General features: G+C 41.4%; 14 protein-coding genes and 1 rRNA gene. 2 read left to right on the top strand and 13 right to left on the bottom strand.

Features of this window, described 5'->3' with window-relative positions:
• Nucleotides 1-251, bottom strand: a 16S ribosomal RNA gene (locus BLT18_RS13860); the annotation flags it as partial.
• Between the two features lie 287 nt (nt 252-538).
• Entirely contained in the window at nt 539-757 is a 219-nt protein-coding gene (locus BLT18_RS13855) for a hypothetical protein (protein ID WP_091275249.1), read from the bottom strand.
• A gap of 98 nt (nt 758-855) precedes the next feature.
• Here BLT18_RS13855 and pdaB point away from each other — a divergent pair, with 98 nt between their 5' ends.
• Entirely contained in the window at nt 856-1,617 is a 762-nt protein-coding gene (gene pdaB / locus BLT18_RS13850; protein ID WP_175487517.1) for a polysaccharide deacetylase family sporulation protein PdaB, read from the top strand.
• 204 nt (nt 1,618-1,821) lie between these two features.
• On the opposite strand, the gene BLT18_RS13845 is transcribed toward pdaB, so the two are convergent.
• The gene (locus BLT18_RS13845) at nt 1,822-2,448 is read right to left on the bottom strand and encodes a KinB-signaling pathway activation protein (protein ID WP_091275240.1); all 627 of its coding nucleotides are present in this window, start codon (nt 2,446-2,448) and stop codon (nt 1,822-1,824) included.
• A 188-nt stretch (nt 2,449-2,636) separates the two neighbouring features.
• On the opposite strand from BLT18_RS13845, the gene gerD reads away from it, so the two are divergent.
• Nucleotides 2,637-3,287: a spore germination lipoprotein GerD gene (gerD, locus tag BLT18_RS13840; RefSeq protein ID WP_245705278.1), complete on the top strand. Its 651-nt coding sequence runs from the start codon at nt 2,637-2,639 to the stop codon at nt 3,285-3,287.
• A 468-nt stretch (nt 3,288-3,755) separates the two neighbouring features.
• Here gerD and BLT18_RS13835 read toward each other — a convergent pair whose 3' ends face one another.
• The 10 genes from BLT18_RS13835 to rplQ form a co-directional block, all read right to left on the bottom strand.
• The gene (locus BLT18_RS13835) at nt 3,756-4,811 is read right to left on the bottom strand and encodes an Mrp/NBP35 family ATP-binding protein (RefSeq protein WP_091275245.1); all 1,056 of its coding nucleotides are present in this window, start codon (nt 4,809-4,811) and stop codon (nt 3,756-3,758) included.
• A 97-nt stretch (nt 4,812-4,908) separates the two neighbouring features.
• On the bottom strand, nt 4,909-5,625 hold the full coding sequence (gene cwlD, locus BLT18_RS13830) for an N-acetylmuramoyl-L-alanine amidase CwlD (protein ID WP_091275237.1): 717 nt from the start codon (nt 5,623-5,625) through the stop codon (nt 4,909-4,911).
• Between the two features lie 67 nt (nt 5,626-5,692).
• On the bottom strand, nt 5,693-6,127 hold the full coding sequence (locus BLT18_RS13825) for a DUF2521 family protein (protein WP_091275235.1): 435 nt from the start codon (nt 6,125-6,127) through the stop codon (nt 5,693-5,695).
• Nucleotides 6,128-6,511: 384 nt separating this feature from the next.
• Complete coding sequence (gene rpsI / locus BLT18_RS13820) at nt 6,512-6,904, bottom strand: 30S ribosomal protein S9 (protein ID WP_091275231.1); 393 nt, start codon at nt 6,902-6,904, stop codon at nt 6,512-6,514.
• 21 nt (nt 6,905-6,925) lie between these two features.
• The gene (gene rplM, locus BLT18_RS13815; RefSeq protein WP_091275229.1) at nt 6,926-7,363 is read right to left on the bottom strand and encodes a 50S ribosomal protein L13; all 438 of its coding nucleotides are present in this window, start codon (nt 7,361-7,363) and stop codon (nt 6,926-6,928) included.
• A 138-nt stretch (nt 7,364-7,501) separates the two neighbouring features.
• Nucleotides 7,502-8,272: a tRNA pseudouridine(38-40) synthase TruA gene (truA, locus tag BLT18_RS13810; RefSeq protein ID WP_217635748.1), complete on the bottom strand. Its 771-nt coding sequence runs from the start codon at nt 8,270-8,272 to the stop codon at nt 7,502-7,504.
• Nucleotides 8,273-8,282: 10 nt separating this feature from the next.
• Nucleotides 8,283-9,080: an energy-coupling factor transporter transmembrane component T family protein gene (locus BLT18_RS13805; RefSeq protein ID WP_091275225.1), complete on the bottom strand. Its 798-nt coding sequence runs from the start codon at nt 9,078-9,080 to the stop codon at nt 8,283-8,285.
• Nucleotides 9,073-9,945, bottom strand: a complete 873-nt coding sequence (locus tag BLT18_RS13800) for an energy-coupling factor transporter ATPase (RefSeq protein ID WP_091275223.1) — start codon at nt 9,943-9,945, stop codon at nt 9,073-9,075. Before BLT18_RS13800 ends, BLT18_RS13805 begins: the two co-directional genes overlap by 8 nt.
• Entirely contained in the window at nt 9,929-10,753 is an 825-nt protein-coding gene (locus BLT18_RS13795) for an energy-coupling factor transporter ATPase (RefSeq protein ID WP_091275220.1), read from the bottom strand. Before BLT18_RS13795 ends, BLT18_RS13800 begins: the two co-directional genes overlap by 17 nt.
• A gap of 385 nt (nt 10,754-11,138) precedes the next feature.
• Nucleotides 11,139-11,504, bottom strand: coding sequence for a 50S ribosomal protein L17 (gene rplQ, locus BLT18_RS13790; protein WP_091275218.1), 366 nt, complete (start codon nt 11,502-11,504; stop codon nt 11,139-11,141).
• Nucleotides 11,505-11,520: the final 16 nt, after the last annotated feature.

Raw genomic sequence — 11,520 nt, 5'->3', positions numbered from 1 at the left:
CATCTTGCAGTGTAAGGATAATCCCTACTTTTACAATCTCTCCATGCGATGAGATTGGTTATCCGGTATTAGCCCCGGTTTCCCGAGGTTATCCCAGTCTGCAAGGCAGGTTGCCCACGTGTTACTCACCCGTCCGCCGCTCGTTCCACAATCGTCACCCCGAAGGGATCAGACTGCTTCCCGCGCTCGACTTGCATGTATTAGGCACGCCGCCAGCGTTCGTCCTGAGCCAGGATCAAACTCTCCATGAAAAATACATCATAAAGTGTTTAATACAGGCTGTTGCTTCTTGTATAAAGAAATTAACAGACGCTTGACTTTCATTCAATTTTCAAAGGACAACTTTCATCCCGCCTTAATTGGCGACTTTTATATAATATCATCCCTTCCGAACTAAGTCAAGAAGAAAATGAAATCAATTTATTTGTAATCTGCTTTTGTTATTGTTATTTTGCTGTCTCAAAAGCACAATTAATAATTTACCACGCACACATAGCAGCGTCAACACATTTTATTAACTTTTTCATGAATTTCTTTTTTATCTCTTCCTTCTGTTATTCACGTAATATAAACTCTCCTTTGGTGATACGAATCGTTTTAATAAGTTCAAAATAATTTGGTACTTTTCTTCCAATGCTTTTTTTACAAACGGATCGACTTCATCATCATCCATATCACATATCAGTTCTTCTAATTCTTTTTTCAGCAAGTATTCCATTTCCTGTGCCTCTTTTTCATTCATTAATACACCAACCACACGCACCACCCTTTCTTCCAATAAATGTTATATTCATATCTTGTCCTTTTTAGCATAGGTTTATGCCAAGGATGATTCTTCGGAGGGAGTCGAATACGGTGCCTAAAAAAGTGTGGATTATTCGTAGCAAAACACTAAAACTTTCTTTTGTTTTATTGCTGGGGATTTTTATTGTTATAAGTGGTCTCATGATGAATAGTTCTTTTTTGCCGGTTTTCTCTACAAGCGAGGGTCCTGCAGCTTTTTACCGGGCGGATATCGATGAAAAAAAGGTCGCTTTAACTTTTAACATCAGCTGGGGAGAAGACAAAGCACTGCCCATTTTAGATATATTAAAGGAAAAAGACGTGACCGCTGCGTTTTTTATTTCAGGTGCATGGGCTGAGAGGCATCCAGAAATCGTGGAACGAATGCTCGAGGATGGGCACACGCTTGGTAATCATGGTTACCGGTATGAACACTACCCCCGTCTAGAAGAAAAAGAAGTTATTAGTGACTTAAACTTGAGCCACAAAAAAATAAAAGATGTTACCGAACAAGACGTCAAATATTTCCGTCCGCCGCATGGTGATATTAATGAGGATGTTTTAAAAATCATTGACAACTTTGGCTACTCGGTTGTTCATTGGAGTGTTGGCGGGAACGACTGGGAAAACCCAGGAGTGGACACGATTGTCCAAAACATTACCGATGAAGTGAAACCAGGAGATGTTATTTTACTTCATGCATCCGATTCTGCTAAACAAACGAGCGAAGCATTGCCGATTATTATTGATAACATCCGTGGAGCTAATTATTCCTTTGTTGATATCGAAGAGCTCATTTCGCAGGCAGAAACAAACATGGAAGAAGTTCGATAGCACACAAAGAAAAGCGCAAGCGCCTTAAAAAAAGAGGTTCGGCTGCGGTGAAGGAATGTCTGTAAGGTACTTCTGTGTTGATGTCACCACATCCTGCGGCAACGCTGAACCGACCCACGTCGTGTGTGCCTGAGCGACTGTGAGCTTGAGGCCGGACATAAAAAAACGCCAACTTTTATATTTAGAACACTAAATCCCACAGCATCATTTGCTGTGGGATTTGCTTTGTTTTTCATTTGGAACGCCGGTTAACCGATGCAAAATTAATAACTGCCACGTATTAGCTGTCAGCAATGGTGTTACATAAATCCATAGCCACTTTGTATCATTAACAATATCAACCGTCAGAGCTGGCACCCATTCAATGGTAGTTACGACAAACATAAAAAACAGGGCCGGAATAAATGCCCCTCTATTCGTTTCCTTTCTTTTCCAATAAGCAACCAGGATACAGTACATGAATAGTAAAACCGGCATAATCGCATACCCTGCCAGTGTTTCTTCTTCTGAGGCAAATGCATAGTAACGCAAATATATTAAATCAAACAAAACAAATAATATGAGAACGACTTGAATTCTATTCCACAGCTTAACGGATTTAAACACACCAAGTGCAAACCGATGCAGTGTCAAATAAGCAAAATAGCCCATTTGTGCAACCAGACTAATGGCTGCTGATATACCAAACATCCATAACACGCCAAAAAAGAAGTTCAGAAAACCGCCGTCAAAGTATGTATCCAGATCTAACAAAACGCCTACAATTACTCCACTTGATGCTCCGATCAGCAACGTAGAGAAAAATAAGTATACAAGCTTTCGGGTATTCAAAAAAATCGCTCTCCTCGATATCTTCTATATTGTCTACCGTTATGATTTTACCAATGTCATGACAAAAAAGCTACACGCTGCCAAGGTTGTGCATAATTTTTTCACACAGCACTCATATTATAAGCAGAGCCTCTGTTATTTTTACGATTGTTTTTTCGCTAGTGCTAAAACGAAAGGAGCGCATCGTGGTGCGTTATATAAAAACGGTATTCGTTATAAGTTTTTGCTTTTCCTTGATGCTTGGATGTGCTGCGCAAGCAGAGCAGCAAGGTGGAGGAGATTCTGACTACGAAGAAACCAAAAAAATGCTTGTTGATTTATTAAAAACCGATGATGGAAAAAATGCCATTCGTGAAATATTGAGTGATGAAGAAATGAAACAAAACATTGTGATGGATCAAGAAACCGTTAAAAAATCCATCGAATCGACAATGACTTCTGATAAAGGCAAACAATTCTGGCAAGAGATGATGAAAGACCCTGAGTTTTCAAAAGCGCTCGCAGACAGCATGCAACAGGAAAATGAAAAGCTGATTAAAGGACTTATGAAAGATCCAGAATATCAATCAATGTTAATGGATGTCTTGAAAGATCCTGAAATGGAAAAAACAACATTGGAGTTGTTAAAAGGGAAAGAATACCGACAGCAAGTAATGAATATTATGACGGAGTCTTTTGAAAGTCCGCACTTTAAAGCAAAAGTCAGTGAAATTCTAGAAAAAGTAGCCGAAAAACAGATGAGCAAGGAAGACAGCGGCGGTAAAGAACAAGGCGGCGGCCAAAGCCAAGATGGAGGCGGTGGTGAATCCGGCGGAAGCGGTGAAGGTGGCGGAAGTTGATAAAAGAGGCTGGGACATAACGGTCTCTGAAAAGTAAAAAACGCTTCCGATGATCAAAAATGATAGATCGTTTACCGAAAAAGCGATATCATTGTCTTGTAAGGTATGTGATAAATCCAACAGCAAAACAACCTGATTCTTGTTATAATCTTTAAACATAAGGATACCTCCGGTTTTGTTATGGTTTGGCCGCTTTAACTTAATCAGAAGGTATCCTTTTTTGTGGAAAAATCAAGACCACGATTGTTGAATGCATGGATGGTCAAAAATCATGAGACGCCTGCGGGGCGTCCTGTGCGCCGAAGCCAGAGCTCTGAAGATCCACCGACGGTAATCTTCCGTCGGTTAGCTGAAGCCTTGCCCGCGGCAAGTGAATGTATCTTTGTGCCATCCACCCTTTGACGCAGAAAACCCTCACAATAAGTGAGGGCGTTCTTCATTTACTGGGTTTTGTCCCAGCCTCTTGTATTATTTACCGATCTTGTCAATAACTCGTTCTGCAATATCTGCATAAATAGCCCCGATCGGATGCTCCTTGTCATATACAGACGGTGCAAAAACCTCTTCATCCACATCAGGTTGTCCTAACGGAATTTGGCCAAGAAGTTCCGTTTTTAATTCTTCTGTCAGGCGTTCTCCTCCGCCTTGACCAAACACGTATTCTTTTTCACCAGTGATTTTGCTTTCAAAGTACGCCATGTTTTCAATAACGCCTAAAATCTCATGGTTCGTTTTGATAGCCATTGCTCCAGCACGGGCAGCTACAAATGCAGCGGTAGCATGAGGAGTACTTACAATTAGCTCCTTACATTCTGGGAGCATTGTATGAATATCAAGCGCCACATCCCCTGTTCCAGGCGGCAAGTCAAGAATTAAGTAATCAAGCTCTCCCCATTCTACTTCATTAAAAAAGTTGTTTAGCATTTTACCAAGCATCGGTCCTCTCCAAATGACCGGAGCGTTATCTTCAACGAAAAATCCCATGGATATAACTTTTACGCCAAAACGTTCCACTGGGTAAATCGTTTCTCCTTGTACCGTAGGCCGCTGATCAATCCCCATCATATCAGGCACACTAAACCCATAAATATCAGCATCTATAATACCGACTTTTTTTCCAGCTCGTGCCATGGCTGTAGCCAAATTAACAGAGACTGTCGATTTGCCGACACCGCCTTTACCACTGGTAACCGCAATAAACTCGGTTTTATTATCTTCCGACAGCAGCGACGGCTTTTCCTCTTTGGCAGCTGCCGCACCACCGTGCTTTTTCACTTCTTCTTCGCTTAGTGTATCAAACCGTAATCCAACTGATTCAGCTCCCGTTTCCTTAACAGTTTGTACGATTTGCTGCTGCAATTGCATTTGCTCTGGTGTTCCTGTCTTCGCCAAGGCAATCTTCAGGCTGACGTTATCACCCTTTATTTTCACTTCCCGAACGCCGCCAGTATCTACGATGCTTTTGTTGAGATCAGGATCTTGTATATCTTGTAATGCTTGGACAATATTTTCTTCAGTTAGCAACACTTACACCATCCTTCATTGGCTCAGGTTAATTTACTTCTAAGTATAGCATACCTTTTTCCCTCCCCCTGTTTCAAACGTTTACAAATATAATTTGTCAGGACTCCTCGATTTCTTCACCAGAATAATAACGCAAAATCCCTCTGTAAATCGATACAGCCACTTTATTTTGATACTCTTCTGTTTTTAAATAGGAAGCATCACTGGGATTGGACAAAAAACCTGCTTCGACCAATACACCTGGTATGTGCGCCCGCCTTAAGATAAATAACTCTTCAATCGATTTAATGGTTCTGCTGGAGTTTTCTAAATTATTCATCATCTCATCTTGTATAAAATACGCTAACATGTGGTTGTCAGGCACCCTGGGATGATAAAACGTTTGGGCACCGTTCCACCGCGAAGAAGGAACCGCGTTTAAATGAATGCTGACAAACATATCTCCGCCGCTTTCATTAACGATTTCTGCTCGCTTATTTAAATCTTCCCGTTTCCGATTGCTATATCCTTTTAGGTCTTCTCGTGCTAAATCATAATCGCCCTCTCTTGTCATAAATACAAGTGCACCTGCTTCTTGTAAGTATTCGCGAAGCATTAACGCAACCTCTAATGCCACCTCTTTTTCTAATACACCATCCTTACTGGATGAACCGCCATCTACACCGCCGTGGCCCGGATCTAAAATAATCACTTTCCCAGAAAGCGGAACATGCCAATTCGTCATAGAATCCATGGCAGTAAAGCGCTGTTGTATAAATACAAGAGTCACTCCTAATACTATGCATAGAATGGCAATACCAAGCCATTTTTTCATCCCGCCCGCTCCTTTTCATTCGTTAGCTTGTTTCATTTATATGAAAGAGCGGGCGAAATATTCTTCGTTACAAACGAAGCAAGCTTCTTTGCGTACCAGCTTGGAGACCTCTTTTCCACCAATACGTAATAAAAACTTCAACAATGTCTTTTAAATCAGAACGTTTAGCTGCTGGTTCTTCTACCCAGCCGCTCATAAAATCATGCAGTTCCGTTGTAATTTTATTAATAGCTAACACAGCTTGCATTTTAAAACGAAATTCCAACTCGCCGTTTTCTACATACCTGCTAAATTTTCCGCCTGATAAAAAGGCTTCCAGCGCCATGTCCAAACAGGCCTCTTCTAGAAAAGAATACGGAAAGTGAAACTGGCTGAATACTGGTACAAACATTTTTTCTGCTGTCACTTGTATTTCCTCTACCCGAAGATATTGGAGCAGTTTTTTCTCTTCTTGCCACTCCTTCTTCACACGATGCGGCTCTAGTGAAACGACTATCCCCATCAAGTTTCCCCCCTCACGCGTTAGTATGCTCGCAAGGGGTGCAGACATACGAGTTGGTGTTTACCATTACAGGCAGAGCATGATACAACCCATATCTGCATATTATAATTAGAAAAGCGCAAGCGCCCTGAACAGCTAAGGGGCAGTTGGCAGCACCGCTTCACATATATGGATTCTTTCCATATGCGATTCCTTATGCTGATACATGCTCCTTTCCTATTTATGCATAAAAAAATTCAGCTGTCGGCCGAATCCTTATGGCGGAATCCGCGATTTTTCTTATGCTTTCATCCTATAATAAAATTACGATTTATCCTAAAGTGAAATAAAAAACCCCTTTGCTTCTTTGGATAAAGAAACAAAGGGGTATATATCCCATCGATATTAACGCTTTGAAAATTGCGGTGCACGACGAGCTGCTTTGAGACCATACTTCTTACGCTCTTTCATACGAGCGTCACGAGTTAGGTAACCAGCATCTTTTAGTGATTTACGGAAGTCAGGATCCACTTCAAGAAGTGCACGAGCTACTCCATGACGGATAGCACCCGCTTGGCCTGTGAACCCGCCACCGTTTACGTTGATTTTCAGATCATATTGACCTTCTGTACCAGTTTCAGAAAGTGGCTGTTTTACAACGAGTTTGAGCGTTTCCAGATCAAAGTATTCGTCAATGTCACGGTTGTTGATCGTGATACTGCCGTCGCCAGGGACAACATATACACGGGCAACAGAGTTCTTACGACGTCCAGTACCGTAGTATTGTACTTGTGCCAAAATAATACCCTCCCTTTTAAATTAGCCGCGAAGCTCGTACTTCTCTGGCTGTTGTGCTTGATGATTGTGCTCTGGTCCAGCATATACGTGAAGCTTTTTCGCTTGTTTACGTCCAAGAGGACCTTTAGGAAGCATGCCTTTTACTGAAAGTTCAAGCATTCTTTCCGGTTTCTTTGCGCGCATTTCAGAAGCGCGAGTTTCTTTCAATCCGCCAGGATATTGGCTGTGACTGTAATACATTTTGTCACGCAATTTGTTACCTGTCAGCTGAACTTTTTCAGCATTAACGATAATTACGTGATCTCCTGTATCAATATGCGGTGTATATTGAGGCTTGTTTTTGCCGCGAAGGATAGCTGCTACTTCACTGGACAAACGACCCAGTGTTTGGCCTTCTGCGTCAATAACGTACCATTTACGTTCTATTTCGCTTGGCTTAGCCATGTATGTCGTACGCATCATTGTCCCTCCTAAATCTTTCCTCGTTTCATTTATATATCACATGTCATTACGTTCATCATTTCCGCTCCCGGGGCTGTGGGACGTGAAATGCCAAATAACATCATATAACATTGCAAGGTAAATGTCAATGACTTGCTACACCTGGTGTCGTTGTTTTTTGTCCTCTTCATAACATACTTCCCACAAATACAAACCGTGCCCAGGTGCAGTTTTCCCAGCAGCACTTCGCTTTTTGGCAGCAATAATAGCAGACATGTCCTCTGCTTCCCGTCTGCCTTTCCCTACTTCTAACAACGTACCGACCATAATACGAACCATATTATATAAAAAGCCGTTCCCACGAAAAATAAAGTGCAGTTCATCGTTTTTTTCCATGATTTCAGCTCTATAAATTGTACGCACCATATCAACAACGTCTGTACCTGATGCACAGAAAGAAGAAAAATTATGCGTGCCTTTTAAATATGCTGCTGCTTCCTTCATTTTTTTCACATCAATTGGATAAGGATAAAAAAACACATAATTTCTGCGAAAAATATCTTTCGTCCGGCTAGTCAGCACACGGTAGTGGTATTCCTTTTCAACTGCATCAAAACGAGCATGAAAGTCAGCATGTGCATATACAGCCCTTTTCACTTGAACATCGTCTGGAAGCTTGCTGTTGATTGCCTTTGGCCACTTGTCTTCTGGTATAGCAAGTGGTGTGTCAAAGTGAACGGTTTGGGCAATTGCATGCACAGAAGCGTCTGTTCTTCCGGAAGCTGTCACACGGACATCTTCTCCTTTATGAATGGAGCGTAAAGCCTTCTCAAGCTCCGTTTGTACCGTTCGTTTATTCGGTTGTTTTTGCCATCCTGAAAACAAGGTACCGTCATAACTGACAATTGCTTTTACTCGCTGCACGATATATCACCTCTTAGCTCCTGAAGAAAAACAGACATATGCCAAATATTACAACGGCTGCACAAGCTGCACTATCCCGCAATGTCCAAGTCAACTTCCTCAACTTTGTACGACCCTCGCCGCCATTATAGCCGCGTGCTTCCATAGCAAATGCGAGATCTTCTGCCCGTTTAAACGCACGGACAAATAATGGCACCAGCAATGCAACAAAGGCTTGCGAACGTTCTTTCCACGTTCCTTTGCTAAAATCTGCTCCTCTTGCTGATTGCGCTTTAATAATTTTCTCTGTCTCTTGCAGCAATGTAGGAATAAAACGAATGGCAATCGACATCATTAAGGCAATTTCATGTGCGGGTACACCAAAGCGTTTCAATGGCGTAAAGATCTGCTCTAATGCGTCTGTTAAATCAATAGGGCTTGTTGTTAAGGTTAATAAAGACGTAAAAAAGACAAGCAGTAACAAACGAAACGCGATAAATAAGCCTTGTTCAACTCCACCTTCATAAAGAGTGAACACACCAACAGAGACGAGCACATCACCTTCTTGTGTAAAAAGCGCATGAAGAATAAACGTAAAAATAATTAAAAGAAAAATGGGAAACATGCCTTTTCGAATATACCTAAACGATACTCCTGACAACAAATAAACCAATACTGCTCCTGCCCACAGCAGCCCATAGCCAGCCCATGTGTTTGTCATAAAAACAATAATAATCAGCAAGAAAACCGATGCTAGTTTAGAGCGGGCATCCATTTTATGTAAATATGAACGTCCAGGAAGATACTGGCCAATAACAACATGCTCAAACATGGTTCTTCTCCTTTTTCATCCACATGTTCAATTCACTCGCAGCTTCTTTAGGTGTAAGAGACCATTTTGAAAAGCGAATGCCTAATGATTCTTCTAGATATTTTAATACTTTCACTCTTTCTGGAACATCAAGATCTAACTGTTGCAGCATTTGATTTTGGGCATAAATATCCTCTGGCCGGCCCTCCATCGCTATCTGGCCGTTATCCATGACAATCAGCTTTTCAGCCAGCCGTGAAGCTTCTTCCATTTGATGTGTAATAATTATCATGGTTATCTGGTATTTTTCTTGCCAATCCTTCAGCAGCGTTAAAATATCTTCCTGGCCTTTCGGATCAAGGCCTGCTGTTGGTTCATCTAATATAAGAACATTTGGCTCCATCGCCAAGACACTGGCAATAGCTACTCTTCGCATTTGCCCTCCACTCAGATCAAATGGCGAACGCTCTAATAATGACGGCTCTAAACCAACTAACTCAAGAAGCTCAGGAAGTTTTTTCTTTATTTTTGTTGTATTTAAACCAATATTTTTAGGACCGAATAATAAATCTTTTTCTACGGTGTCCTCAAACAATTGATGTTCAGGATATTGAAACACCATACCGACCTGTCTGCGCAGCAGCTTCAACTGTTTACGCTTTGTTTTGGCATGAATAATTTGATCTCCAACCATTACCTTTCCACTTGTCGGTTTTAACAGACCATTGATATGCTGCACGAGCGTTGACTTTCCAGAACCGGTTCTGCCTATTACAGCTGAACACGTTCCTTCGGGAAGCGTTACCGTAATATCTTTTAAAGCCGTTGTTTCAAATGGTGTTTTCTCCATGTAAATGTGATGGACGTTATCAAACGTGATCTTCATACGTCATATTCTCCCTAATAAAACAATTCAAAGTAGGTATTACATCATCATTATCACGTAATTCTTGCCATAAAGATATTGCATACGGAAGTGGAATACCTTTGTCACTGAACCAGTCCACGTAGTTCATTATTTCTGATGTCGGAATGTCTAAGGCTATCTCTCCTGCCTCCATATACCATATACGATCAGACAACAATGCTTCTTGTAAATGATGTGTCACCGATATAACTGTTACACCATTCTTTCTGTGAAGCTGCTCTATCGTCGCCATGACTTCCCTTTTTCCTTTCGGGTCAAGCATGGATGTCACTTCATCGAGAATCATCATGTTAGGTTGAAGAGCAAGAATGCCAGCAATAGCTACTCGCTGTTTTTGGCCGCCTGACAAACGATGCGGCTCCACATCAAGCAATGTTTGTATTCCAACTTGTCTTGCCACTGCTTCAATTCTTGCCACCATTTCTTCTCGAGGCACGCCGATATTTTCCATCCCAAACGCTATATCATCTCGAACGGTAGGAGCAACAAATTGGTGATCAGGGTTTTGAAAAACCATGCCTGCACGCTTTCTAACTTCTGCTATATTTTGTTGCTCTTTTGTCGATAACTCTTCAATGAGCACATCACCTTTTGTCGGGATAAATAATCCATTGCACAAACGAGAAAGCGTCGATTTTCCAGAACCATTTGGACCTAGAATGGTAATCCATTCTCCTTTTTCTACAGACGAGCGAATATTTTTTAAAATCCAAGGGCCACTTGGCTCATATTGAAACCAAACCTCGTTAAACTGCGCCGCAAGCATGTATGCCACCTCTATCTTCCCTGCATTTCCTTATAAAATGTTAACACCACAATTATAATAGGTTGACGAAAATACCTCAATTGCCTTTTGCACCAAACCACTATAACAAATTGAAAAAGAAATGCTGGTTTGTGTCGGTGCTGTTATATATTTACCTGCCTCTTTTGACATTATTTGATGTTATAACAATAAACATGTTCCTTATAGTCTAAAACAAACGTGTATAAAAAAAGGGCATAGACGTCGTAACCTATATAGATAGGTCCAGTCTTGCCCTTACGGATATTTTGTATAGGTGGTTTTGTATAGACAAACACTTCACGTGTTGTCAAATCACGGCCCCATTACTAGATATCAAACACATCTAATCAAGCAGAGGGAAGCCTTAAACAAACTCAATGATCGCCAATTCAGCAGAATCACCGCGGCGAGGTCCCACTTTTAACACACGAGTGTAACCTCCTTGGCGTTCTTCGTAACGAGGAGCGATGTCGTCAAATAGTTTTTGAACGGCATCTTTACCTGTTTCCTCATCAGCAATCTCTTTACGCACAAATTGAGCAGCTTGACGACGAGCATGTAAATCGCCGCGCTTACCAAGTGTCACCATTTTCTCTACGATTGGGCGTAGTTCTTTTGCTTTTGCATGCGTAGTTTCAATACGTTCATTGATAATGAGATCTGTCGCAAGGTCACGAAAAAGTGCTTTGCGTGCAGAACTATCACGTCCAAGCTTTGCATATGCAGACATATCTGTTTCCCCTCCT

It is taken from the genome of Alteribacillus persepolensis, from assembly GCF_900099605.1.
GTDB classification, from domain to species: domain Bacteria; phylum Bacillota; class Bacilli; order Bacillales; family Marinococcaceae; genus Alteribacillus; species Alteribacillus persepolensis.
Note: the sequence above shows the minus strand (reverse complement) of the source record. Positions and strands in the feature narration are given on the sequence as shown.

Coding starts and splice junctions, on each gene's coding strand:
- cwlD (WP_091275237.1), bottom strand. CDS start 5,625: ATGAAAAAATGGCTTGGTATTGCCATTCTATGCATAGTATTAGGAGTG.
- BLT18_RS13825 (WP_091275235.1), bottom strand. CDS start 6,127: ATGGGGATAGTCGTTTCACTAGAGCCGCATCGTGTGAAGAAGGAGTGG.
- rplM (WP_091275229.1), bottom strand. CDS start 7,363: ATGCGTACGACATACATGGCTAAGCCAAGCGAAATAGAACGTAAATGG.
- BLT18_RS13805 (WP_091275225.1), bottom strand. CDS start 9,080: ATGTTTGAGCATGTTGTTATTGGCCAGTATCTTCCTGGACGTTCATAT.
- BLT18_RS13800 (WP_091275223.1), bottom strand. CDS start 9,945: ATGAAGATCACGTTTGATAACGTCCATCACATTTACATGGAGAAAACA.
- BLT18_RS13795 (WP_091275220.1), bottom strand. CDS start 10,753: ATGCTTGCGGCGCAGTTTAACGAGGTTTGGTTTCAATATGAGCCAAGT.
- rplQ (WP_091275218.1), bottom strand. CDS start 11,504: ATGTCTGCATATGCAAAGCTTGGACGTGATAGTTCTGCACGCAAAGCA.